This window comes from Dyadobacter sp. HNCC25DJ186, assembly GCF_056895235.1.
On the sequence record NZ_JBXHAS010000005.1, the window covers coordinates 294,279 to 318,828 of the forward strand.

The window sequence follows — 24,550 nt, forward strand, 5'->3', positions numbered from 1 at the left end:
ATTTTAACATGTTGCTGGGAAGACACTTTTTAACGAAAATTTAAACAATTACGCCACCTGTTTCCCCACAAAAATCCTAACTTCACGAAATTTTTACTCCAACAAAAACTAGACAAAACATGCCTAAAATCACATTAAAGGACGGAACAGAAATTTATTACAAAGATTGGGGAACGGGACAGCCTATTGTATTTCATCATGGCTGGCCGTTGTCAGGTGACGACTGGGATGCCCAAATGATGTTTTTCCTGAGCGAGGGATATCGGGTTATTGCACACGATCGCAGAGGACACGGTCGTTCTACCCAAACTGCGGAAGGCAATGACATGGACACTTATGCAGCGGACGTTGCTGAACTTACAGAAGCACTGGATTTAAAAGATGCAATTCACGTAGGTCATTCGACAGGCGGTGGTGAGGTGATCCGTTATGTTGCGAAATACGGAAAGGACCGGGTGGCGAAGGCTGTTTTGATCAGTGCGGTGACTCCGATCATGGCTAAAACTGACAGTAGCCCGGATGGTATTCCAATGTCCGTTTTTGATGAAATCCGTGAAGGTACTGCCACCAAAAGACCTCAGTATTTCCAGGATTTTACCATGGCATTTTACGGATTTAACCGTGAAGGTGCGCAAGTATCGCAAGGAATCCGTGATAACTGGTGGCGTCAGGGCATGATGGGCGGAATAAAAGCACATTATGATTGTATCAAGGCTTTTTCAGAAACCGATTTTACGGAGGACTTGAAAAGTGTAGAGGTACCCGTATTGATCTTGCATGGAGAAGATGACCAGATTGTGCCGTTTGAACTTACTGCATTAAAAGGTGCCAAGCTGGTAAAAAATGGAAAACTTATCACGTATCCGGGCTTTCCGCATGGCATGCCGACAACGGAGGCTGCTACGATCAATAAAGACCTTTTAGAATTCTTCAAAGCGTAATCATTGGCTTTCAGCAATCGGCTATCGTTAAAAATGTCGTTCCCGGCATTAACCTGATAGCCGACAGCTGACTGCTGACAGCCGTTTTATTTGATCGCTGCAATAGCCGCACTATAATCCGGCTCGGTACCTATTTCCGGCACTTGCTGTTCGTATACAATTTTTCCTTCCGGGTTCACGACGATCACCGCGCGGCTCAACAAACCTTTCATCGGACCGTCAGCAATCTGAACGCCATAAGAGGTTCCAAAATCAGTCCTGAAATCAGAGAGCATCACCACGTTGTTGATTCCCTCTGCGCCACAAAATGCTTTTTGTGCAAATGGCAGATCTTTGGAAATACAGAGTACGGTTGTGTTTTTCAGGCCGGCTGCGTCTTCATTAAATTTCCTTACCGATTTAGAACATACGCCTGTGTTTACGCTCGGAAAAATATTCATGATCACATATTTCCCCTTATAATCTGCCATAGTTTTATCTTTGAGATCAACGCCGGTTAATGTGAAATTTTTCACCTCGGTGCCAACCGCTGGTAATTTCCCGACAGTGTGCACGGTATTGCCGCCCAATGTGATCGCAGTGCCGGTTGTTTGTGCGAAACTGCTGTTGGTACTAAAGATCGCGGTAAGTGCTAACAAGGAAATTTTAGCAATCAATAATGTTTTTTTGAAGTTTGTCATGCTGATTAATCAAGTAAAAAGTGAATCTTCGAATGTACAAATAAAAACATTAAATCAGCTCACGATGCTAACTGATATCAACCCGAAACTTCCGATGCGTGACAAAGCAGTTACGAAGGACTTTTATGTGAATAAGCTTGGTTTCGATGTGTTCGGCGAGGCTGATTATGACGGATATCTGATGGTCAGTAAAGACGACATTCAAATTCACTTTTTTGAATTCAAAACAGTTGATCCGAAAGAAAATTACGGACAGGTCTATATCCGGACGGATAATATAGACGAATGGTATAAGTTGGCTTTGGACCAGAACGTGAATATCCCGGAAGCAGGACATTTACAAACAAAACCCTGGGGACAAAAAGAATTTGCAATACTTGATCCGGACAATAATTCGCTGACATTCGGACAAAGTTTATAGAGGCCGCTTATTAAAGCAGCCTCTATAAATCAATCTCAGAGTATTACGCCTTCACGTAAATTCCGGCCAGGTAATCTCCCACGGAAGTTAATTTACGGCCCAGTATTGCCTCCAGTTTTCCGTTTACTGCATCAAATTCTCCATCGTTGATCGCCTGACTAAAACCAGCTGACATGCCAATAATTTCAGCAGGAACACCCGCATTGGTTAAAGCCGAAGTAAAATCAGCTACCGATGGGCTGACATACGTAATGGTTTCGCCGACATTTGAAGAAATCACGGCAGCAATGTCAGACCACGAAACTGTTTCGGAACCTGCCAGTTCAATCGTCTGATTATCAAATTTTCCGGTTTCATCCAGCAAAATTAATGCACCTGCTTCGGCCATGTTTTCTCTTGTCGCAAAAGCCGTTTTCCCTTCGCCGGCAGGTAGAAAAATGGTTTTACTTTGAAGTAAATTTTCTCCGGCAAACATTGGAATAACATCAGCATACAAACCATGCTGTAAGATCGTGTAAGTTACACCCGACGCTTTTAGTACTTTCTCTGTATACAAATGTCCCTCTGCAATAAAAGAAAGTGCCGGATGTCCTGTCTCAGTTTTATGCTGAAAACTGGTGTAAATGATATGCTTCACCCCTGCCTTTTTCGCCGTATTTATCACATTTTCATGCTGAGCACCACGATTAGCGTCCAATCCGGAAACCAGATACAATTTGTCTATACCTGTCAGCGCTTTCGCTAGTGCCGCAGTATCTTCATAATCACCTACTTCCACTTTTACACCTTTTTCCTTAAATCTGTCAGCCTTTGCAGGATCACGGACCAGGATACTGATATTTGAAACGTCTGTTTTTTCCAAAAGGAATTCCGTCACGCTTGCTCCAAGGTGGCCTGTTGCCCCCGTTACCAAAATCTTGCTCATAGTATTTTTTTGTATTTTTGCCAATAGTTACTTTTGTATAGTTAAAGGTAAATAGTAACTTAGCGTCAAACAAGAAGGCACGCATAAACCAATTACTTACCTTCAAGTAACTAATGCTGAGCGTTAAAAGGTTATGATAAAAGAAAGTTTAAAAAAATTTCAGGTGATAGACGATTGTCCCGTGAGAAACGTACTCGATCGTCTGGGCGATAAGTGGTCGATCCTTGTGATCACGATTTTGGGTGAATCCGGAACGTTACGTTTCAACGAACTTAACGCTGTCATTGATACGATATCACAAAAAATGCTGACGGTAACATTAAAAACGCTGGAAGCTGACGGATTAATTTCCCGAAAAATTTACCCGCAAGTGCCTCCGCGCGTTGAATACTCTTTAACCCCGCTTGGTGAAAGTTTGCTGCCGGCCATGTCACTTCTTGTAGATTGGGCCTTTAAAAATATGCCCGCCATCAAAGCATCACGTGAAGAATATTCTCAGCGGAAAGTGCTGGTTTAAATACGATGGATGGGTTAATAGTCTCAAAAGCTAGAAAAATTGCTGGACCGTGCGGCATTTCGGCACAGATCTGTCCCTTGGAATTGACAATAATCAGACGCTCCTCTTCCGCGCCTTGAAAAACCGCCATGGTGCAATGGCTAAAAGCACCAGTCCAAGCAAAATTAATATGCCCTTCCAATACCCTGAAATCCTTTCAAACTTCACGCTTCCGTCTGGCAGAACTTTGTAATAAAGCCCAAATCGCTGTGTTTCCACCATATCCTCACGGAAGGGCTGAGCTTCGCTGAACCATTCTTTGGTGATCACCTTTCCGCTTGTGTCAATGTAGGCATATTTATCATCCAGCTGAATCATCGCCAGACCATGTTTAAAGTACGAAGCTGACTGATAAATAATCGGCGTTGTCACTTTTCCGGTTGTATCGATATGCCCGAATTTGCCATTGAGAGAAACCGACGCGCGGTTTTCGTCCATGAAACGACCGGCATATTCATATAAAAAGGGAATAACGGTTTCGCCTTTTTTATTAATACAGCCCCATTTACCGTTCTTTTTTACCCAATAACGCCCCAGAGACGGCTTTTGCGTATCTTCATAAAGAAACGGAATCACAACTTCGCCGGTTTTTGAACTGATATATCCAAATTTATCTCCATAGCGGACACGTGCCAAACCTCTTCCTGAATGTTTATAAATCAGGTCAATATCATCCAGCGCGACCGGGACGCGCAGGATCAGATTTTTATCAACAACACCATATTTTCCTTTGTAGTAAAAGCGGAACGGCTCTTTGGCCTTTTTGATATCGGCCTCGGTATATTTCCCGAAATTCCAGTTAAGCGTTGTCAGATTGTCATTGACATACCAGATAAAATCTTCCTGGCAGTCGTGGTAGGCAACGTAAGCTGCTTTTGCTTTATCGATCAAAAAATCATTAGGAAATAATTCAACCGGGACTTTATATATTTCCTTACCAAGGGTATCCAGATAGGAAAGACCCATTTGTTTTCCTTTTGGATAGATCACATAAGTAATACCATTCTGAAACTCGCCTGCTCCGCGATAAACAGGCGGAATAACAATCTTGCCGTTTTTATCCAGATATCCGTGCATACCCAATGCACCCTTATGGTTCTCAAAGGTGACAAATTCGGCCAGCCCATTAGAAAATTTACCTATATCACGATAAGCCGGCGTGAGTTTTTTGCCATTCTTATCAACCAGAAAACTGCTGTAAGTATTGTTTTTTTTGTCAATACTTTTAACAACGTAAACGTCTTTGTAAGCCTGATGTTCATTGTATTTTTCAAGCCAGCCCGGCTTCTGAGCCATCGCCAGGTTTAACCCTGAACAAATTGAAAGAATAGTAAAAATTATATTGAATGATTTATTATAAAAAATCATAACGTCCGTTTTTGTGAGTTTTGGTGAATACATACTGGAACATCAGGCTCCCATTGCGTAGTTGTCTTCACTGGCATTTTTGTTGAACAATTCAGCACTTACATTGTCGTGGGTTACCGCATATACCAGTACGGATTTTACAAAATCATTTAAGGTAATATCATGTTGTGCTGCCAATGTAGCCACTTTTTTATGTAAAGTTGAGGGAACACGAACATTAAAAACTCCCTTGTATGTCTTTTCCGGAGACTTATTCAGCTCCTTACACGTTTCCAGATAATCGTCTACCGCTTCCTGAAAAGCCTGTTTAAGTTCAGCTACCGATGTTCCCTCAAAAGTGATAAGGTCATTCAGTCCAATAATCTTGCCAAAGAACACCTCATCCTCTGAACTGTAACTTATTGATGCCGTGTAGCCGTTGTATGTCAGAGAATTAATCATGTTTGATCTTGCCATTTTGATTTAGAAAAACGATGATCTTCTCAATCATATAAGTTTTCACAATCGGCTTTGTATGTGGCTTTATGTAAAGAGATAACCAGCTTATTTGCATCTATAAATCTTCTCCGGGACCCAGAGGTTTTTCCGGAAGAAGCTACTGCCGTAAAACCATAGTAGCTTAAAACCAAGGTCAGCTCGTCCCAGGTCAGGTCTTTTGGCCTGGTAAAAAAACGAGCAATTAATTTTTCAATTTTTCCCAAGTGTGTGACGTATCTGTAACTGATATTTAGTTACAAATATAAAAAATTAATTATTTCCTTCGGATGTATAGATTATTTTTCTGGTACCAAACAGCTCTTATTTTTCTTTCAACCACTTTACCAGATCATTGATTTCCTGCTCATTGATTGAATGCTGCATACCCTGGTAAGTATGTAAAACGGCTGGAATTTGCTTTTCTTTTAAAATGGAAACAGCCTCGGTGGCATAATGATAAAGCACTTTTTCGTCAGCTGTTCCGTGGCCGATGAATATTTTAAAATTTTTGAAAGCACTTGATGTTTTTATATTCGGTCTCAGCGATTCGAATATTCGGCCACTTAAAGGCGCAATTCCTCTTAACAGTTCAGGCGATGTAAGTCCTACTTCAAAACTCATCATCGCGCCCTGGCTAAAACCGATCAGGTAAACACGCGAAGGATCGGCATTATATTTTTTCAATGCCCCTTTGATGAAAGACTTAATCAGATCTGAATTTGTTTTAAGATCTTTCAGATTACCTCCTTTCACTCCTTTTATCGTCTCACTTCTAAACCACTGATATGCATTCGGCGCGAGCGTCATGGGCGCTCTCACGGAAGTTATCAGAAAATTATCAGGGAGCATATCCCGCAATTCAAACAAATCCGCTTCGTTGCTGCCATATCCGTGCAGCAAGATAACTAATCCTGGTTTAGCGGTTTTTGTTTTCGGCTGACTGACCAGATAAAACAGCGGTAAATCTTTTTGTAGTGTAAACTGTGCAAATACCGGAAGTGAAAAGAGACAGATGGCAAATACAGAAAATAATTTAGTCATCAGGTGAAATTGAAATATAATTAAAATCGGGCAGCAACATTGGAATTTCGTAAATATAACAGACGGTAAGCAAATCAGTCTGACCATTTAAAAATTGGAATGAATGGATTTTTTAATAATTAGACATAACAACCAATTAATATTAGTTTAAGAATATACTTCCAAAGTTTTAGATATCAGATTTAACAGGATACGAAAAGTTGATTATATTTAATAAAATAATTTAAAATGTTTCCTGGACCAAATTTTATACATGAAGATTAAATTCTTAATAACAGCATCACTGTCACTGCTATTGACGCAGGTTTTTGCTCAAAAACCACTTCCGCGTATCGGAATAACCGGATTGGCCATTGAGTCCAGTACATTTTCTCCGGCACGTACGCACGAAGAAGCTTTTCATGCCAAATATGGCGCTGAGATTTTCACTTCCTACCCGTTTTTCTCGCCGGATTCAACCATTCCAAAACGCGCAAACTGGCTTCCGGCCATGGTTGGCCGCTCACTTCCGGGTGGAACGGTTACCAAAGAAGCTTACGAATCGATGGTGAAACAGGCTTTGGATTTGTTGAAAAAGAATTTGCCTTATGACGGTTTGTTTTATGATATCCATGGTGCCATGAGTGTGGTTGGTATGGATGACCCGGAAGGTGATTTTCTGATTCGAATTCGTGAAGTCGTTGGCAAAAAAACATTGATTTCCACATCCATGGATTTACATGGAAATGTGTCGTGGCGACTGGCGAAAAATACGGATATCATTACGTGTTACCGAATGGCACCGCACGAAGACGCGATGGCAACAAAAAGACGCGCCGTAAATAATTTACTGACCCGACTGGAAACCGGGAAAGGAAAACCTGCATACAAAGCCTGGATACCTGTTCCGATCCTGTTGCCTGGTGAAAAAACAAGTACGAGAATTGAGCCGGGAAAAACTTTATATGCCGCAGTTTCTCCGGCTTCCTTACAAAAAGGAATTGTTGATGCGGCAATTTGGATCGGGTATGCCTGGGCGGATGAACCACGGAACCACGCGGTTGTGATGGTGACCGGTGACGATAAAAACCTGGTCACAAAAACTGCGGAAGACCTGGCCGCCAAGTTCTGGAAAGTGCGTGAGGAATTTGAATTTGTAGCGCCAACTGCTTCTCTGAAAGAGGCTTTGGACAAAGCAGTAAAAAGCCAAAAACATCCATTTTTTATCAGCGATTCAGGCGACAACCCGACAGCGGGCGGTGCGGGTGATGTTACGTGGACATTAACCGAGATACTGGCTCGGCCAGAATTCAAATCAGAAGATGGACCTTCGCTGATTTATGCTTCCATTCCCGGACCTGAATTTGTAAAAGCTGCCATCACGGCTGGTATTGGTGGAAAGGTAGATGCCTTGGCCGGTGCTGCGGTTGACGCACGTTTCGCGCCGCCGGTTCGCTTGGCGGGAATTGTGGAATCGATAGAATATGGAGATAGAAATGCGGAAACGGAAGTTGTGGTAAAAGTTGGCAGCGTGCGTGTGATCGTTACGCAAAAACGCAAACCATACCATAAAGAAGCTGATTTTACCAGACTTGGTCTTAACCCCCGCAAATCTGATATCGTGGTTGTAAAAATCGGTTACCTCGAACCTGAACTGTACAACATGCGTGCTGACTGGCTATTGGCTTTAACACCAGGCGGCGTCGATCAGGATTTAGAAAGACTGGGTTACAAGAGAATTAAACACCCGATGTTCCCGCTGGACAAAGACATGAAAGATCCTGATCTGAAAGCACAACTTGTGCCATTGTCGGATAAATAGGAGTAGCACAGAGATTGATGGAGGATAGGTTTATGCAATTTTTGTATAAATCTATCCTCCGTTTTTTTTGCAAGACCCTGAATTTAGATTTATTTAAACGCGCTTATACCCCAACTTCAACTCAAAAAATTATACTATTCTCATATACATCTTCGAATTTTTTTTCTGGAATACCGTTAATGGTATAGTACTTTTGCAAAAAAAGCGAAAGGTAAACCCGGATCTTTATTACTGCTCATCAAAAACAGATTGACTTGCGAAGCATGCATATTTTAATCACAAGAGTAGATGCCATCGGCGATGTTGTCTTAACCCTTCCTTTATGCGGTTATTTAAAACAGATCAGGCCGGAGACTCGTATCACTATTTTAGCAAGAAACTATACAAAAGCAGTAATTGATGCCAGTGATTCTGTTGATGGCTTTATTGACTATGACGCAATTTTTGCATTACCGGAAAAGGAACAAATAGCACAAATCAAACAACACAAATTTGACGCAATTCTCCATTTAATCACGCAAAAGGATATAAGTAACCTGGCTCGCAAGGCAGGAATCCCGATCAGGATTGGAACGATAAGCCGTCCATACCACTGGCGCGACTGCAACCGGCTGATCTGGCTGCGCCGGAAAGTTTCGGATGAACATGAGGCCGTTCTTCATTTTCGTTTACTGAAACCTTTGGGAATAAAAGAAGTGCCTGCTGAATTGTGGCGTTATTATCAGATGAATAAGCTCGCCACGCTGCCCGCTGAATTTTCTGAACTGATTAATACGGATAAATTCACCATTATTCTGCATCCTAAATCCAATAAAAATGCCTTAGAATGGGATCTGCAACGGTTTTCGGAACTGATTGATTTATTGGATAAAAACAGGTATCGAATTTTTATAACCGGTTCTAAAAAGGAACAAGAAGAACTGAAACCCTGGATTGATACATTACCACGGCATGTGATCGACCTAACCGGCCAATTACCACTCGATCAGCTGATCACTTTCATAAAACATACAGATGGCCTGCTCGCCGCCAGCACCGGCCCGTTACACCTTGCCGCTGCATTAGGAATAAATACCTTGGGGCTATATCCCAATTTCAGACCAAAACACGGCGGAAGATGGGGCCCAATCGGGCCGAAAGCAGATTATATTGAAACACAAACAGAAAGTCTGGACAGTATTTCTGCAAAGGAGGTTTTTGATAAGATTAAGGTTTGGGGGAAAAGTTAGATAATAAGTATAGTCAATCAAATTCGGCTGAACTTCCATAAAATACCTACGCCCGGAGTGATAAACTGAATATTTCGATTAAAGCCTATACTTGGTGCACCAGGTGTTAACTCGCCTATTTTGTTAAATTCGTATGCCAGGGATAAATAGTAACTAATTTTTCTCTAACTTTTCAGAAATAATTTTGTTGACGCCTTAGCAGAAAGCCCACCAGATTTTTCTTCATAATGATATTCCGATCCGTTAAAACTAAAACGTGTATATCCGATTGCCAATTGGGGCTGAACACTGATTTTATTTAACTCGATAGTATATCCTACCTTAACTTTTGGGCTAAGAATATTTAACGAAACACCAGTAAGTCCCATATTAAGAAAAGATGTGTTCATCAGAATACCGACATTGAAATTGTTAACCTTGAGCATCGTATAGTCAAGGCCAATATCAATTATGCCAGCATAACCATCTCCTGCACCCTTGTTGACAAAATTATTTCCAACCGGAACAGGATAACCTAAATTAAGTGACAAATCAGAACCTTTGAACTGGGAAAAGGACTGAGTGTAAATAAATAGTAAGATTGCCAGGGAGATAAATCTTTTCATGTCAAGTTTATTTAAGAGATGAGTATATACGCAATAAATAAACGATTGTGCGCAAAAATTTTTATTTACGAACGTGTATGATCGGCTAACTTTTCCAACTATTTTTCGCCTTTATTTTGATCTTTAAGAAATATGTATTTCGTTCCCAGGGCTCTATTCTTCTTCTCAGTTTCCCTAAGAACTAACAAGCGAAATACAAAGAGAAGGCATTTTCATAATTCAGGAAAAATCAAGAGGGCTGATAAAGCTCAAAAAAATTTTGATCTCTATCAGCCCACTCATTAGTTTTTTTTTCCAAAAAATCGTTAAATGCTATTCATACAAAAACGTCCCCGCTTCGCTTGAAATCGTAAGTTTTTTAACCGGTGAGGCTTCTACACGACCGACAATTTGCGCCTCTATGCCAAATGACTGTGATAACGCAATCACGCGCGCTGCATGTTCCTCAGCTAAATAAATTTCCAGACGATGCCCCATATTGAAAACCTTATACATTTCCTGCCATGAGGTACCGCTTTCTTCCTGAATTAATTTAAACAATGGAGGAACCGGCAGCAGGTTATCTTTGATGATATGCAGGTTGTCGACAAAATGTAAAATCTTGGTCTGCGCTCCGCCGCTGCAATGAACCATGCCATGAATATGCGGACGAAGTTCGTCCAGCAACGCTTTGGCAACAGGCGCATAGGTACGCGTCGGAGAAAGAATTAGCTGTCCGACGTTCAATGGCGTTCCTTCAACCGGATCTGTTAATTTTTTTGAACCACTGTAGATCAGATCGCTGTTAACTTCCGGATCAAAACTTTCACCATACTTCTCAGCCAGATATTTACCTAAAACATCATGACGGGCTGATGTCAATCCGTTACTTCCCATTCCGCCGTTATATGAAGTTTCATACGTTGACTGGCCATAAGATGCAAGTCCGACAATGACGTCACCTGCTTTGATATTGGCGTTGTCAACCACTTCCGATCTTTTCATTCTGGCAATGACTGTGCTATTAACCGTCACGGTTCTTACCAGATCACCCACGTCAGCCGTCTCACCACCCGTACTGTATATTTCCACGCCATAACTGCGCAGCATTTCCAGGATTTCCTCCGCGCCATTGATCACTTCCGCAATTACCTCACCCGGAATCCTGTTTTTATTTCTATCAATCGTTGATGAATACAACATCGGACCTGTTGCGCCTACGCATAACAAATCGTCGGTATTCATCACAATCGCATCCTGCGCGATACCTTTCCAAACCGAAAGATCGCCGGTTTCTTTCCAGTATAAATAAGCCAGCGAAGTTTTTGTACCCGCGCCGTCTGCATGCATGATTGTACAATACTCAGGATCACCGGCCAGCGTATCAGGAACAATTTTACAAAATGCCTTGGGGTATAATCCTTTGTCAATTTTCTCAATTGCCTTATGTACGTCCTCTTTCGATGCAGATACGCCGCGTTGCAAATAACGGTCGGTGGTTTCCATGCAATAGGTATGGTTAATTCTTGAATAATCTTTGAAGGGCACAAAAATAGCAAAAAAGATGGGTGGAACGAAGCTTCGTTTGCGGATAACGTCAGAGATTCCCGTAAGTACTGGTCCTAAGTGACTTAACAGACAAAACAGAAAAAATTAACAAATTGATAAAAGTTAAAATTTTTTAAACCAAAAATCCTCGCTAGCTTTACACTTCGAAGGTCAAATTTGAAAAGACAATATATTCTACTGATTAGGAGTTTATTACCCAGAACCTAAACCAAGCTGAATGTTTATTACGATTCAACGTACCGTTTTCCTAGGCTTACTTTTTTGCGCTGTTATTTCCGGCAATCCTGCCACTGCCCAATCAAAAAATCCACAGCAAGTTGAGGCAGATACGCTAAATGCGATCGAGTCACTGGTTTCTTTTGCAAACAAGCATTTACATATTCCTTACCGTTCGGGCGGTTCTTCTAAAAAAGGTTTTGACTGTTCCGGATTTGTCCGTTATTGTTTCAGCAAATGGGATGTATCCCTGCCTCATTCCAGCGCGGCACAATCGGAAAAAGGCGAAGAAATTGATCTTTCCAAAGCACGTAAAGGCGATCTTATTTTCTTTAAAGGACAGAGTTCAAAAGATTCCAGAATTGGTCATGTGGGGATCATTACCGAAACTGCACCTGGTTATATCCGTTTTATCCATTCTGCTTTTAACGGTGGCGTACGCTACGATCTGCTGAGTGCTGATTATTACCAAAAACGTTTCGTAGCGATCCGTCGAATGATTAACTGATTTTTTTATTTTTAGGTTATATAGAGAACCATAGAGAAAAAAAGAGGGACACAGAGTTTTCTTTCCTAAATAACAACGCTGTGCTTGTCCCCTTAACATAAATCAAAACTCTGTGTACCTCACCCTAACGCTGTGCACCAACGCGGCGTCCGCTCTGTGTAACCTGACACATTAGCAAAACAATTTCCTCCGAGTTTCCTCAATTGATTGTAAATTTGTAGCATTAAGCGCAAGATTGACTGGGATTAATACATCTGTGTTTCTCTTTCCTACACTGCGCACCTCTGTGTAACCATAATTCGTCTACCGATTTTGAAACTCTGGCAAAAAGAAAATACTGTAACTTCTGAAAAAATAGAACGCTTCACCGTTGGCCGTGATCGTGAAATGGATCTTTTCCTTGCTGAATTCGATGTGCTGGGAAATCTGGCACATGCGACGATGCTTGAAACGATCGGCTTATTAACTGCTGACGACCTTTCTGCATTAAAAATTGAGCTGTTTTCGATTTATAAAGAAATTCAGTTAGGAAATTTCATCATCGAAGAAGGCGTTGAAGATGTTCATTCACAGGTGGAATTGATGCTGACGCGCAAGCTGGGTGATGTCGGGAAGAAAATTCATAGCGGACGCTCGCGTAATGACCAGGTTTTGGTTGACATGAAACTATACACCCGCGACCGACTTTTTCAGGTTGTTCAGGCAACAGAAAAACTTTTCGGTGTGTTGATCAGCCAGTCTGAAAAACATAAAAATGACTTGCTTCCCGGTTATACACATTTGCAGATTGCCATGCCTTCTTCTTTCGGATTATGGTTTGGTGCTTATGCAGAAGCTTTGATTGACGACGTCATTCAATTAAATGCAGCTTACCGTCTGGCAAACAGAAACCCACTAGGGTCTGGCGCTGGTTATGGCTCTTCATTTCCATTAAACAGAACATTAACAACAGCGTTGTTGGGTTTTGAAGGGATGCATCACAACGTGGTTTATGCGCAAATGAGCCGCGGTCGTACGGAACAGGCCGCGCTGACCGCCATTGCTTCACTGGCAGCGACGGTTTCAAGGCTTGCGATGGACGTTTGTTTATATAACAGCCAGAATTTCAGTTTTATCGTTTTACCGGATGACCTGACCACGGGAAGCAGCATTATGCCGCATAAGAAAAACCCGGATGTAGCTGAATTACTTCGTGCAAAAACAAACCGGATGAAAGCACTTCCGATGGAAGTTACCATGGTTTTGAGCAATCTTCCTTCCGGATATCACCGCGATATGCAGCTGCTGAAAGAAATCCTGATGCCGGCTTTTGACGAAATTCTGGACTGCCTGGATGTTGCGACCTTTATGCTGGAAAACATAAAAGTGAAAGAAAATCTCCTGGAAGATGCCAAATACGATCTTCTTTTTAGTGTTGAACGTGTGAATGAACTGGTCATCAATGGTGTTCCGTTCCGTGATGCCTATCGCCAGGTTGGCGCGGAAATAGGTGACGGAAGTTATACCGCTCCGCGTGATTTGAAACATACGCATGAAGGCAGTATCGGAAATTTGCAGAATGATTTGATAAAAGCCCGGATGGATCAGGAACTGGCCCGGTTCGGTTTTGAAAAGGTTGAAAAGGCTTTAAGCGATCTGATCGTTTCTTAAATTAGAAAATAATCAGCAGTGATATGAGAAGTCAACAAGTAGTTTCGTGTTGACTTCTCTGTGTTTTAGGGTTATAAACTAACCAAATAAGTTTCAGGAATGCCTGTTTACAAATACATATTTATTACACTCCTTTCCCTTTGGATAACAGCTTTCGCTTTTATCGATACAAAAAATAATGAAGTTTCACCTCCGCTAAAATCAGTATCCTTATCCGATTCACTATTGACTGGCGAGCAATTGGCAGGACAATACTGCACCACCTGCCACCTTTTTCCAAGTCCTTCCCTGTTGGATAAAAAAACCTGGACATCTTCGGTATTGCCCAATATGGGTTATCGCATGGGAATAAATCCGTCAGGCAAGAATGTTTATGAAGACATGTTTCCAGAGGAAGAAAAGCTGGTTCGGGAATTGAATATTTATCCCCGCACAGCTTCTATTTCGCGAAAGGACTGGAAAAAAATTGTCGAGTATTACGAAAAAGAAGCGCCTGAAAAACCCATTCCTCAGAAGCCCGGACCGGTGGTTACCAACCACCTACCCTTTTTTCAACCAAAATCAGTTTTCGTTGGCAAAAAAATGTTTCCGCAAACAACGCTTCTGAAGTTTGATAAAAAAACCTCACAGCTGTATGTGGGCGACGCACAAAACACGCTGTATGTTCTTGACGAAAAATTTCAGCAAAAGGATTCCATCTGGATCAGCACACCTGCTTCTGATATTGATTTTCCTGATGATGCCTCACCGAGATTATTGTCTGTTGGCTCGCTGAAACCGTCTCAGCAAAAATTCGGAAGCCTTGAATCCTTAGCAAAAACTGGTCAGGAAGATCAGCCTGAGGTTAATATCCATTTATTGCACAGACCGGTAAATTTCGTGGCGACTGACCTCAATATGGACGGAAAAGAGGATGTTGTTATTTCCGAGTTTGGAAATCATACGGGGAGATTGTTATGGCTCGACAATTTTGAATCAAAAAAGGAACATGTCCTTAAAGAATTACCCGGAGCCAGAAAAGTCGAAATTGCCGATTTTAATCATGATAAAAAACCGGATATCATGGCATTGATGACACAGGCCAGGGAGGAAATTTCGATATTTTACAATTTGGGGAACGGCGAATTCAAGGAAAAAGTGGTTCTACAATTCCCGCCTGTTTTCGGCTCTATTTATTTCGAGCTGGCCGATTTCAACAAAGATGGTTTTCAGGATATTATTCTGACCAATGGAGACAACTGGGATTATTCAGGAATCAAGAAAAACTACCATGGTATCCGTATTTATTTAAATGACGGTAAGGACAATTTCAAACGGGCCTGGTTTTATCCGTTATATGGCGCCAGCAAAGCCATGGCCAGGGATTTCGACGGCGACGGTGATATTGACATCGCTGCTACATCCTTTTACACTGATCTTGATAATCCCGAGCAGGGTTTTATATATCTTTCCAATGAAGGCAATTTAAATTTCAAGCCCTATTCTACGCCCGAAGGAGTTTCGGGAAAATGGATGATTATGGAGTCCGCGGATTATGATAAGGATGGCGATGAAGATATTATTCTCGGCTCCTATTTTCATAATATTTCGGAATTGACAGTCCTGATGTTCCAGGGTATTACCGTTTATCCTCAGCTGTTGGTTTTGGAGAATAAGACGAAGTGACTCCCGTAATTTCTCGTTTATTCTTTCAGTTTTTTTCTGAGGACTTTTATGGATAGATTCAAGGCGATGATCAATAGTATCAATACGTACGCAACGACTCCGAGAAATATAAGATTAGCGCCAATTCCGACAAATTCAGCTTTTTCAAATGAGAAACAGATCATTGGTTAGTGTGTTTTATGTTTAGGCAAAAGTATTATTCTTTCTGAATTAAATTCATTGATATCAAAAAGGGTCAACTTTAAAGTCGACCCTTTTTGATTATTTAACTAGGAACTTAAAATCAAAACTATTTTACGTCCCAGAAAAGTTTAGTTGTAAGCTTATCCTGATCTCTTACTGATGAGTAATTGTTGGCATTATAAGAAATCTCATTACTTGGGATTGTCCATTTCACCGGAGGCAATGTCTGGTTATTTGCATTATCAATTTGGAAAGAGAACGTTGGAAGATCCAGTCTGCGTGTTTCTGCCCAGTTTTCGTAAGGCTGAACAAGGTTGAAATGAAGCCATTTTTGCGTAGCGATCAAAGAAAGTTTTGCTGTGCTTGTAGTTGCTTTATCCCAGTTTACTCCATCTGCCGCAATGTACGCTGCGATGGAAGCATCGGTTGCAGGAACCGGCGCAGCATTAACACCTGTCGCATTACTTACCGCCGAAATTCCATTATAGAATTTTGTCGATTGAGAGATCGCTGTTTCATAAGCCAACTTAGCAGAAGCATCGTTTCCAACTCTTAAATAATATTCCGCTTTGATCAGATTAACCTCAGCTGCGTTAATGATCACACCAGGAAAAAACTGGTTGTGACTTGTTACGTAACGGTTGTAAATCGCCACCTGTCCAGCGTTAGAAAGTGCGGTTTGTACAGCAGAAGTTGCTGTTGGATCAATACCAATATATTTTCCGGCTGCATTTGCACCGGGTTCAAAAAGGATAGGCAAACGTGGATCAGCGTTGGTGTTCATGAAATCCATCATTTTTTTACCAGCCGTGTTGCCATACCAGTTTCCGTCAGAAGCTATCCCACCCTGAAAACCTTTCGAATTAATGTCAGAATTTATACTGAACACATTGATCTGAATATTCTCCTCATTGCTTGTAACAATCGGATACGTTGTAGCATTTCCCAAAATTTCTGCCATTTCAGTAGCTGATCTTGATTTGAAAGCTTCAACTGCGGAAACACGGTTCAACATTCTCAATCGAAGTGAATTGTTATAACGTTTCCATGCGGTTAGGTCACCCTTATTCACAAAATCCTGAGTCTGGAAAGATTTAAGGTATCCTGCATTAATTGTCGTAGAATTCAATTCTGCCGAAATGCTTTTCAAATCGTCAAGCATCAGGGTGTAAAGTGCCTGAGGATCGTCAAACTTTGCCAAAGAGCCGGCATAGTCACCACCTTTGGTACCTAGCATTCCGGCCTCAGTGAAAGGAATAGCACCAAAAAGGTCGATCATTCTTTCCGTCTGATCATACAAATAAATGGTAGCAACAGTCATGAAAAACTTGCGGTCAGCTTGTTCAGTTGCTGTTTTAGAATTATATACTTTTTGAAGCTCGCGATACTGGGCAAGCATGTTATAGTAGTTAAACCAAACCGCCTCTGTTCCGGATGACCCTGGAATGTATTGCCCTGCGTCATTGATCCATCCCGTCACCTGATTGTAATGATTGATCGAAGTGCGGAGTGCAACGAAATAATTGGTATACCCTGGAAGAATATAATCCTTAGTGGATTGTAAAAATCCTGTAAACTGCTTTTCAACCGTAGTTTCAGCAATCTTCGACGGATCGGCATAAGAATCTGTAAAATCCGATTCTTTGCAGGACACTGCACTAAGCAAAAGCCCAGCTAATATTAATGATGATATTTTTTTCATTTTCATAATCGAATTAGAAATTAGAAGCTTGCTCTTAACATAACACCCATGGTACGGAATGAAGGGTTGTTACCCGCGTTATTCACGTTTTCATACCATCTTGTACTTGCGTTGGTTTGTTCTGCATCAAGATCCTTGATCGATCTGTAAATGAAGAACAGGTTACGACCGAATACAGATACTGTTATATTCTGCGTTCCGATTTTGTTTGCTATGAAAGCTGGCAATCTGTAAGCAAGAGAAATTTCTCTCATTTTGATAAAGTTGTTCTTCTTCACATACAATTCATAACGGGCGCTGCTGTACTGCGGTCCACCCCAGTTGTAAGTACTGTTATAATAAACAGCCTGAGAAATGATATTCGTATTGGCTTCTCCGGTTGTAGTAACACCATCCATCAACATACCATCGTGATATACGGTCTGTCCACCAGGTCCCGTTGCCGCATTTGTCGGAACACCTTTGCCATTTGCGTCAACATAGTAAGATAAACCGCCATGCTCTGCATCCATCGCAGTCAAACTTTCCTCGGTCAAACCTCTTGAAGTCATCCAGTTAATCCCGGTTGGCATAATCGATCCGCCCCATCTGAAATCTGTTACCACATCAAGACTGAAATTTTTGTAGCTCAGATTGTTGATAAAACCACCCGTTAGCTTAGGCATTGCATTACCCACTCGTTTGAATTCAGGATCAAGCTGATATAAGCCGTTTGGTCCAACAACCTGCTGTCCCTGCGCATTTTTGAGAATGCCATGTACATAAATATCACCCATCGGACGACCAACAACAGATCTTAACTGTGCGGCGTTACCATCGTAATCAGCATGTAATAATTCTGTTGAGTTATTGGCAAGTTTTTCAACCTTGTTAGCGTTTTGAGCCAGGTTGATTACCATATCCCAGTTGAAATCATTAGCTCCTGTTCCCTGGATTGGAGAAAAGTTTATCCCAACTTCCAGACCCTTATTTCTTAATGTACCAACGTTTGCAAGTATTGATCTCGCACCAGAAGTTGCAGCAATGGATAAAGGTAAAATCTGATCAACGATCTGTGCATTGTAATAAGAGACATCTAAACCGATACGGTTATTTAAAAATTTAGCCTCTAAACCAAATTCAAATTCACGTTTTTGTTCAGGGCGGATTTTATCATTACCGTAACTTGAATTCATATACGTATACAATACCGACTGGCCTCCTGTTTGCTGAACTTGCAAACTTCCCTGCTGATAAGCCACGTTTGCCTGATAAGTCTGAGGATAATTACCCACAACTCCGAAAGAACCTCTGATTTTACCGTAACTCAGGAATGACGGCATGTTAAATGCATCCGAGAAAACAAAACTTGTATTAACAGAAGGATATACAAATGAATTGCTTCCCTTAGCCAAGGTTGAAGTACGGTCTCTTCTGATCGTTCCTTCAATAAAAAACAAGTTTTTGTAATCGAAGTTTGCCGTTCCAATGTAGGCATCCCTTGTGAATCTGCTACGGGTATTCGTTCCAAGCGTCCTAAGATTGTTTACTGAGGCGGACAAATCATAAAAACTTTCTGTACTTAATCCGCCATCTGTTGCCACACCAAACATTGTGGTAAGCTCTTTGCGGGCATTATATCCACCAGTAAGCTGAACGGTCATATCTTCGTTTAACTCTTTGGTATAGGTTAACAATGCTTCACCAAAGACATTGTTATAAAGATTGTTACTCATACCAAACGAGCCCGTGTAACCAAACGCAAGCGGTTTTTCAGAAGCCTGTTTGTCCTCGATTCTTTCAGATGTAAAATCCGTTGCAATTCTGCCTCTCATTTTCAACTCCGGAGTAATATCCCAGTGCTGCGTCAAACTTGCAATGATACGGTTGCTGTATTCGTCGTATGTATTTTTTCTTGTGCTCCACACGTAGTCGGCAATATCACTTTTGAAACCGTTGTATTTAATATTCTCGTCAGGTGTCAAGCTTGGGTTACCTGAAGCAGCTGTTACGTATTTATAACCCTGGCTTGTCTGATACTTATTAAAATACCAGTCAGCATTTTCAAAACGGTTCATCATACCTGTAAAGTTGTTGATCATACGGTCTACTTTGAAAGGTCTGTTGTGCGTATGCTGATTAACAAAGTTTACCGTAATGTCTGTCTTCAACTTTTTACCCGTGTTAAAGCTCGTATTAAGGTTTGCGATATTTTTGCTGTTCCTTGACTCATAGCTGATCATTCCATTATCCTGACGCGTGAAAGAAAAACGAACATTCGCATTGTCAGTTACTTTTGAAACTGCAAGGTTGATATTTGAACTGCTTGCATCCTGGAACAAATTTGCATAGCTGTTATTTGAAGGAGAATAAGGTCTGATTACACCATCAAATGCCATCACCGGCTGACCATCAAATTTAGGGCCAAAGTTAACAGTGGCACCTAGTAAACCTCTTGTCTCCTTCGTACCATCTCCGTCGGTATCATAATAAATAAAACCAGCCGCGTCCTGTCCGCCATTGTTATAATTTAAGGGATATCCAGGACCTCTTACATTCTGGTATCTTGGAAGGTATGCGATTTTATCTACGTTATAACTTGCGCTGAAATCAACCCCAAATCCTTTTTTACCTTTTCCACTTTTTGTTGTTACCAACATCACACCATTCACCGCTTCGGAACCATACAGAGCCGCAGCCGATGCACCTTTCAAAACAGAGATACTTTCGATATCAGCAGGGTTCAAGTCCAAAAGACCGTTTCCACGTATACGTTGGTCACCCCAAAAATCTGTATTTCTTGATTCACCGTTACGAATTGGCACCCCATCCAACACAAGAAGAGGCTGCGTATTTCCGGAAATCGAACTGAAACCACGGATACTAACACTTATCCCACTGGTTGCACCACCCGGTGTAGCGTTAATGGTAACACCAGGAGCTTTTCCATACAATGCGGCTGCAAAGTTAGGAGAAGCCGTTTTTACGAGGGATTCATTGTTGATTGTAGCCGTTGCATAACCTAAAGCGCGTTGCTCCTTAGGAATGCCCAAAGCGGTTACAACAACCTCATTCAATTGAGAGGCATCTTCTTCCATTATTACATCAACAATGGATTGCGTTCCAACGATTACCTCTTTCGATTTGTAACCGATAAAAGAGAAAACCAATGTGTTGTTTGCCTTAGCTGAAATGCTGAATGCCCCATCGGCATCTGAGGTAGTTCCCGCGGTAGTACCTTTCACCAGTACCGATACGCCCGGCAGTGATGAGCCGTCAGAACTGCTGGTAACTTTTCCCGATATCGTCTGTGCGAATACCGGACTACTTATTATCATGAAAATGACAATAAGCCTAAGTAAATTTTTTCCCATAGAGAGTTAAATGATTGTTGGATGTTCGCTAATTTTTTAATTCCTAAAAAGCTTAACACAAACTTAATAAGTTATTTTAATAATTAGCTAACCAAATTAAAAATAAATTATGTTATTCGAGAATATTAGTAATATATCTATCGAATAGAGTTTGATGAGCGAAGAAAATTTCGAGGTTTGGGGGATGAACCGAATTAGCTATACTGTTAACAGAATGTTACAGATAGATACGCGTTTTTCAGCTCAATAATGAACATGGCCTTAAATATTCAGCAAGACACAGAATGGAAAATATTTCCTTCAATACTACGCTAACCCAAATAAATAACACTTCCAGCCTCTCCAATCGAAGCTTTCCCTAGTTCATCTGCGTGGCAAATTGTAACCTTTGATACACCACTATGCAATGCGGCAAACGCATTGTCCATTTTGGGAATCATACCTTTGTTAATAGCACCAGATTCCTTATAACCCGCATATTGAGCTGGTGTTAGTGAAGAAATTACGGAATCATCATTCTCAGGGTCAGAAAGAACGCCTCTTTTTTCGAAGCAATAAATAAGATTGACATCATAATGTCCGGCCATAGCAACTGCCATTGCCGAAGCCATGGTATCGGCATTGGTATTTAGCAATAACCCATCGTTACTATACGTCAACGGTGCTATCACCGGAACCAGGCCGCTATGTAACAAAGCGTTTACCTGGATATCATTTACTTCCTCAATGTCTCCTACAAAACCATAGTCGATCATTTTTACGGGTCTTTTCACAGAACGGATAATTCCGCCGTCCGCACCAGTAAGCCCTATTGCATTACATCCGATTGCCTGCAGCATCGCCACAAGATTTTTATTTACGAGGCCGCCATATACCATCGTAACCACGTCCAGCATCGGCTTATCCGTAATTCTCCGGCCATCCACCATTTGTGTCTCGATCTGAAGACTGGCGGCTATTTGCGTTGCCACTTTTCCTCCGCCATGAACCAGAATTTTCGTTCCTGATAATTTAGAAAAGGCTTCCAAAAAACGGGAGCACGCCTCCGGGTTATCAATTACATTTCCTCCGATTTTGACTACGTAAAGTGGTTGCGACATCGATCTGCTGTTTTACTATGCTTTTTTTGAGGTCGCAAAGTTAGCAGAAAACGTTTAGCACATTCTATAATTCGACTTAAATCAAAAAGTTATTCTCTTTATTGTAAATCTTTTTTGGACTTTTAGCAGGATAAAAAATTATTCTGCCAGACAATTTGCACATTTGTATTCGCATACGGGATATGCTTTCGGTGAATTTTTTCGATCAAAAAACGTTCAATATATAAATCGTTGTAAGCCCCACCGGTTTACTAGATAATTAATTCAATATAAGTCAGTCTGAATCTTAATGAATTCGGCTCCTACTATCAAAATATCCAATGAAACGAAGTCTTTTTCTATTCATTATTGTTTGCGCTTTTTTTGCAAAAACTACGGCATTTGCGCAAATTCAGAAACATGCGCACTGGACTTATACATTTTCTAAAACCGATGTAAAAGCGGGTGAAACCATTGATCTGATCTTTACCGCAACACTTGATAAAGACTGGTACTTGTATTCCTCAGACTTCGATCCGGATTTGGGTCCGATGCTTACTTCCTTTGCTTTTACGCCCAATAAATCATTTGCCTTGGTTGGCAAATTGAAACCCCAAAACCCGAAAACGAAATATGAGGAAATCTGGGGAGGGAATGTCAAATTTTTCGATGACAAAGCGGTTTTCAAACAATCCGTAAAAATTCTGACTGCGAATCCGGTTATCAAAGGAAGTTCTGAATATCAGACATGCAGCCATACATCCGGACTTTGCGTTCCAGGAAATGATGATTTTGAATTTAAAGGTCTAAAAGTAGTTGCCGATGCAGGGGCTTCTACGCAACCTCTAACCGGAAGCACTCCAGCGGAAGCAGGCACGGTAGCTACGGCTGAAACGACAGATTCTACAAATCAGGAAACAGCTAATATCACAATCACAGCAGGTGATTCTTCGGATGCGGTTACTGAAAAAATTGCTCCGAAAATCGATTTGAGCAGGGAAGATCAGGGCGCTGACAAATCTTTATGGGGATTTGCGCTGGCTGCGTTTCTCTCTGGGCTGGTAGCTTTGTTAACGCCTTGCGTGTTTCCAATTATCCCGATGACGGTTAGTTATTTTACAAATCAGACGAACGGAAAAGTGAAAGCACTTCTTTACGGTATTTCTATTGTACTGATTTATACGCTGATTGGCACGGTGGTATCCAGGTTAAACGGACCCGCATTTGCCAATTTCCTGAGCACGCACTGGATACCGAATGTTCTTTTCTTCGCCATCTTTTTTGTCTTTGGATTATCATTTTTAGGCCTATTTGAGATTGTTCTGCCAAGTGCGTTTGTCAATAAAATGGATGCAAAATCGGATCAGGGCGGATATGCCGGGATTTTCTTTATGGCATTTACGCTCGTTTTGGTATCATTCTCATGCACCGGCCCCATCGTAGGAAGTCTTTTGGTGGCTTCGGCGGGCGGCGCTGTTGTGAAACCCATTATTGGCATGGCAGCATTTTCCTCTGCCTTTGCGATTCCTTTTACGCTCTTTGCCCTGTTTCCGCAATGGCTTAAATCGCTTCCAAAATCTGGCGGCTGGTTGAATACTGTTAAAGTGGTTTTAGGCTTTCTGGAACTTGCCCTGGCCCTGAAATTCCTGAGCATCGCAGACCAGGTATACCACTGGCATCTACTGGACCGTGAAGTATATCTTGCTTTCTGGATCGTTATTTTCTCGATGTTAGGATTTTATCTTCTGGGGAAAATTCTTACACCGCACGATTCACCGATTGAGCGCGTAAGCGTGCCACGAATTTTGTTATCGATTATGACATTTACTTTTGTCATATATATGCTTCCCGGTATGTGGGGCGCACCTCTGAAAGCACTCGCAGGATATCTACCTCCGCAGTCAACCATTGATTTTGATTTAAGCAAACGAGTAAACACCACAGCCGCTGCCGGTTCATCGGAAGTTTCTAAAAAGTATGCTGATTTGTTTCATCTCCCGCATGACCTGGACGGTTTTTTTGAAATCAAGGAAGCGCAGGCTTATGCAAAAAAAGTTAACAAGCCTGTATTTATAGACTTTACAGGACATGGCTGTGTGAATTGCCGTGAAATGGAAGCGCGGGTTTGGTCGGATCCGGAAGTGCTGAAACGACTTCAAAATGATTTTGTGATCGCCGCCCTTTATGTGGATGACAAAACAGAATTGCCCGAAGCAGACTGGTATACATCGAAATATGACAATAAGGTTAAGAAGACCATCGGAGCCCAAAATGCTGATTTGCAGATTGTAAAATATAATAACAATGCGCAGCCTCATTATTGTATTGTTGATCAGGAAGGAAATTTATTAGTTGCTCCAAAAAATTACGACCTGAATCCGGCGCATTTTGTCGATTTTCTTGAAAGTGCAAAGGCTGCCTACAAGAAATTATAATTAAAAATTCGGCCTGGCGTCAAGTTTTTTAGTAAAATTCTCAGTGGTTCTATTGTTTAGCGACGATAGAACCGCTTTTTATTATACAAAAATGAAAAAAGTGATGAGATTTATTACCTGGCTGTCTTCATACAAAATAGATGTTGCTATATTTCTGCCGAAATTTA

General features: G+C 41.3%; 20 protein-coding genes. 10 read left to right on the forward strand and 10 right to left on the reverse strand.

All coding sequences use genetic code 11. The annotated features are described in order from the left end of the window. The first annotated feature begins 119 nt into the window (after positions 1–119). On the forward strand, positions 120–941 hold the full coding sequence (locus AC1XUO_RS17315) for an alpha/beta fold hydrolase (protein WP_483331028.1): 822 nt from the start codon (positions 120–122) through the stop codon (positions 939–941). Between the two features lie 86 nt (positions 942–1,027). Here the strand turns inward: AC1XUO_RS17315 and tpx are convergent, their stop codons facing one another. Continuing rightward, entirely contained in the window at positions 1,028–1,621 is a 594-nt protein-coding gene (gene tpx / locus AC1XUO_RS17320; protein ID WP_483331029.1) for a thiol peroxidase, read from the reverse strand. A 64-nt stretch (positions 1,622–1,685) separates the two neighbouring features. Between tpx and AC1XUO_RS17325 the strand changes: the two genes are divergently transcribed. Further along, a complete protein-coding gene (locus tag AC1XUO_RS17325) occupies positions 1,686–2,042 on the forward strand; it encodes a bleomycin resistance protein (RefSeq protein ID WP_483331030.1) in 357 nt (118 codons plus the stop codon). A 43-nt stretch (positions 2,043–2,085) separates the two neighbouring features. On the opposite strand, the gene AC1XUO_RS17330 is transcribed toward AC1XUO_RS17325, so the two are convergent. Further along, on the reverse strand, positions 2,086–2,967 hold the full coding sequence (locus AC1XUO_RS17330; RefSeq protein WP_483331031.1) for an SDR family oxidoreductase: 882 nt from the start codon (positions 2,965–2,967) through the stop codon (positions 2,086–2,088). A gap of 133 nt (positions 2,968–3,100) precedes the next feature. Here AC1XUO_RS17330 and AC1XUO_RS17335 point away from each other — a divergent pair, with 133 nt between their 5' ends. Then, a complete protein-coding gene (locus AC1XUO_RS17335) occupies positions 3,101–3,484 on the forward strand; it encodes a winged helix-turn-helix transcriptional regulator (protein ID WP_483331032.1) in 384 nt (127 codons plus the stop codon). Between the two features lie 93 nt (positions 3,485–3,577). Here AC1XUO_RS17335 and AC1XUO_RS17340 read toward each other — a convergent pair whose 3' ends face one another. From AC1XUO_RS17340 to AC1XUO_RS17350, 3 genes are all read right to left on the reverse strand, one after another. Next, a complete protein-coding gene (locus tag AC1XUO_RS17340) occupies positions 3,578–4,891 on the reverse strand; it encodes a WG repeat-containing protein (RefSeq protein ID WP_483331033.1) in 1,314 nt (437 codons plus the stop codon). 42 nt (positions 4,892–4,933) lie between these two features. Further along, positions 4,934–5,347 (reverse strand): type II toxin-antitoxin system HicB family antitoxin, encoded by a 414-nt coding sequence (locus tag AC1XUO_RS17345; protein WP_483331034.1) that lies wholly within the window; start codon positions 5,345–5,347, stop codon positions 4,934–4,936. Positions 5,348–5,689: 342 nt separating this feature from the next. Then, positions 5,690–6,409, reverse strand: a complete 720-nt coding sequence (locus tag AC1XUO_RS17350) for an alpha/beta hydrolase (RefSeq protein WP_483331035.1) — start codon at positions 6,407–6,409, stop codon at positions 5,690–5,692. 253 nt (positions 6,410–6,662) lie between these two features. Here AC1XUO_RS17350 and AC1XUO_RS17355 point away from each other — a divergent pair, with 253 nt between their 5' ends. Both AC1XUO_RS17355 and AC1XUO_RS17360 read left to right on the forward strand, forming a co-directional pair. Beyond that, a complete protein-coding gene (locus tag AC1XUO_RS17355; RefSeq protein WP_483331036.1) occupies positions 6,663–8,210 on the forward strand; it encodes a M81 family metallopeptidase in 1,548 nt (515 codons plus the stop codon). A gap of 263 nt (positions 8,211–8,473) precedes the next feature. Continuing rightward, on the forward strand, positions 8,474–9,439 hold the full coding sequence (locus AC1XUO_RS17360; protein WP_483331037.1) for a glycosyltransferase family 9 protein: 966 nt from the start codon (positions 8,474–8,476) through the stop codon (positions 9,437–9,439). Between the two features lie 164 nt (positions 9,440–9,603). Here AC1XUO_RS17360 and AC1XUO_RS17365 read toward each other — a convergent pair whose 3' ends face one another. Then, positions 9,604–10,044, reverse strand: a complete 441-nt coding sequence (locus AC1XUO_RS17365) for a hypothetical protein (protein WP_483331038.1) — start codon at positions 10,042–10,044, stop codon at positions 9,604–9,606. 312 nt (positions 10,045–10,356) lie between these two features. Then, complete coding sequence (locus AC1XUO_RS17370; protein WP_483331039.1) at positions 10,357–11,529, reverse strand: AIR synthase related protein; 1,173 nt, start codon at positions 11,527–11,529, stop codon at positions 10,357–10,359. Positions 11,530–11,809: 280 nt separating this feature from the next. Here AC1XUO_RS17370 and AC1XUO_RS17375 point away from each other — a divergent pair, with 280 nt between their 5' ends. The 4 genes from AC1XUO_RS17375 to AC1XUO_RS17390 all read left to right on the forward strand — a co-directional run bounded on the left by AC1XUO_RS17375 (position 11,810) and on the right by AC1XUO_RS17390 (position 15,802). Continuing rightward, positions 11,810–12,316 carry a C40 family peptidase gene (locus AC1XUO_RS17375; RefSeq protein WP_483331040.1) on the forward strand — a complete coding sequence of 169 codons (507 nt, stop codon included), beginning with the start codon at positions 11,810–11,812 and terminating at the stop codon, positions 12,314–12,316. Positions 12,317–12,628: 312 nt separating this feature from the next. Then, positions 12,629–13,966, forward strand: a complete 1,338-nt coding sequence (gene argH, locus AC1XUO_RS17380) for an argininosuccinate lyase (RefSeq protein WP_483331041.1) — start codon at positions 12,629–12,631, stop codon at positions 13,964–13,966. Positions 13,967–14,065: 99 nt separating this feature from the next. After that, positions 14,066–15,631 (forward strand): FG-GAP repeat domain-containing protein, encoded by a 1,566-nt coding sequence (locus tag AC1XUO_RS17385; protein ID WP_483331042.1) that lies wholly within the window; start codon positions 14,066–14,068, stop codon positions 15,629–15,631. Positions 15,632–15,679: 48 nt separating this feature from the next. Continuing rightward, positions 15,680–15,802 (forward strand): hypothetical protein, encoded by a 123-nt coding sequence (locus AC1XUO_RS17390; RefSeq protein ID WP_483331043.1) that lies wholly within the window; start codon positions 15,680–15,682, stop codon positions 15,800–15,802. A gap of 118 nt (positions 15,803–15,920) precedes the next feature. On the opposite strand, the gene AC1XUO_RS17395 is transcribed toward AC1XUO_RS17390, so the two are convergent. The 3 genes from AC1XUO_RS17395 to argB form a co-directional block, all read right to left on the reverse strand. Then, on the reverse strand, positions 15,921–17,516 hold the full coding sequence (locus tag AC1XUO_RS17395) for a SusD/RagB family nutrient-binding outer membrane lipoprotein (protein ID WP_483331044.1): 1,596 nt from the start codon (positions 17,514–17,516) through the stop codon (positions 15,921–15,923). 20 nt (positions 17,517–17,536) lie between these two features. After that, complete coding sequence (locus AC1XUO_RS17400) at positions 17,537–20,833, reverse strand: SusC/RagA family TonB-linked outer membrane protein (RefSeq protein WP_483331045.1); 3,297 nt, start codon at positions 20,831–20,833, stop codon at positions 17,537–17,539. A gap of 347 nt (positions 20,834–21,180) precedes the next feature. Beyond that, positions 21,181–21,969 (reverse strand): acetylglutamate kinase, encoded by a 789-nt coding sequence (gene argB / locus AC1XUO_RS17405; protein ID WP_483331046.1) that lies wholly within the window; start codon positions 21,967–21,969, stop codon positions 21,181–21,183. Between the two features lie 320 nt (positions 21,970–22,289). Here argB and AC1XUO_RS17410 point away from each other — a divergent pair, with 320 nt between their 5' ends. Continuing rightward, complete coding sequence (locus AC1XUO_RS17410) at positions 22,290–24,383, forward strand: protein-disulfide reductase DsbD family protein (protein ID WP_483331047.1); 2,094 nt, start codon at positions 22,290–22,292, stop codon at positions 24,381–24,383. The last annotated feature ends 167 nt before the right edge of the window (positions 24,384–24,550 follow it).

What these genes read in the sequence shown, in the direction of transcription:
- AC1XUO_RS17365 (WP_483331038.1), bottom strand. Translation starts at nt 10,044, where the DNA reads ATGAAAAGATTTATCTCCCTGGCAATCTTACTATTTATTTACACTCAG.
- AC1XUO_RS17395 (WP_483331044.1), bottom strand. Translation starts at nt 17,516, where the DNA reads ATGAAAAAAATATCATCATTAATATTAGCTGGGCTTTTGCTTAGTGCA.
- AC1XUO_RS17325 (WP_483331030.1), top strand. Translation starts at nt 1,686, where the DNA reads ATGCTAACTGATATCAACCCGAAACTTCCGATGCGTGACAAAGCAGTT.
- AC1XUO_RS17315 (WP_483331028.1), top strand. Translation starts at nt 120, where the DNA reads ATGCCTAAAATCACATTAAAGGACGGAACAGAAATTTATTACAAAGAT.
- tpx (WP_483331029.1), bottom strand. Translation starts at nt 1,621, where the DNA reads ATGACAAACTTCAAAAAAACATTATTGATTGCTAAAATTTCCTTGTTA.
- AC1XUO_RS17375 (WP_483331040.1), top strand. Translation starts at nt 11,810, where the DNA reads ATGTTTATTACGATTCAACGTACCGTTTTCCTAGGCTTACTTTTTTGC.
- AC1XUO_RS17385 (WP_483331042.1), top strand. Translation starts at nt 14,066, where the DNA reads ATGCCTGTTTACAAATACATATTTATTACACTCCTTTCCCTTTGGATA.
- AC1XUO_RS17370 (WP_483331039.1), bottom strand. Translation starts at nt 11,529, where the DNA reads ATGGAAACCACCGACCGTTATTTGCAACGCGGCGTATCTGCATCGAAA.
- AC1XUO_RS17345 (WP_483331034.1), bottom strand. Translation starts at nt 5,347, where the DNA reads ATGGCAAGATCAAACATGATTAATTCTCTGACATACAACGGCTACACG.
- AC1XUO_RS17350 (WP_483331035.1), bottom strand. Translation starts at nt 6,409, where the DNA reads ATGACTAAATTATTTTCTGTATTTGCCATCTGTCTCTTTTCACTTCCG.
- argB (WP_483331046.1), bottom strand. Translation starts at nt 21,969, where the DNA reads ATGTCGCAACCACTTTACGTAGTCAAAATCGGAGGAAATGTAATTGAT.
- AC1XUO_RS17355 (WP_483331036.1), top strand. Translation starts at nt 6,663, where the DNA reads ATGAAGATTAAATTCTTAATAACAGCATCACTGTCACTGCTATTGACG.
- AC1XUO_RS17330 (WP_483331031.1), bottom strand. Translation starts at nt 2,967, where the DNA reads ATGAGCAAGATTTTGGTAACGGGGGCAACAGGCCACCTTGGAGCAAGC.
- AC1XUO_RS17340 (WP_483331033.1), bottom strand. Translation starts at nt 4,891, where the DNA reads ATGATTTTTTATAATAAATCATTCAATATAATTTTTACTATTCTTTCA.
- AC1XUO_RS17400 (WP_483331045.1), bottom strand. Translation starts at nt 20,833, where the DNA reads ATGATAATAAGTAGTCCGGTATTCGCACAGACGATATCGGGAAAAGTT.
- AC1XUO_RS17390 (WP_483331043.1), top strand. Translation starts at nt 15,680, where the DNA reads ATGGATAGATTCAAGGCGATGATCAATAGTATCAATACGTACGCAACG.
- AC1XUO_RS17410 (WP_483331047.1), top strand. Translation starts at nt 22,290, where the DNA reads ATGAAACGAAGTCTTTTTCTATTCATTATTGTTTGCGCTTTTTTTGCA.
- AC1XUO_RS17335 (WP_483331032.1), top strand. Translation starts at nt 3,101, where the DNA reads ATGATAAAAGAAAGTTTAAAAAAATTTCAGGTGATAGACGATTGTCCC.
- AC1XUO_RS17360 (WP_483331037.1), top strand. Translation starts at nt 8,474, where the DNA reads ATGCATATTTTAATCACAAGAGTAGATGCCATCGGCGATGTTGTCTTA.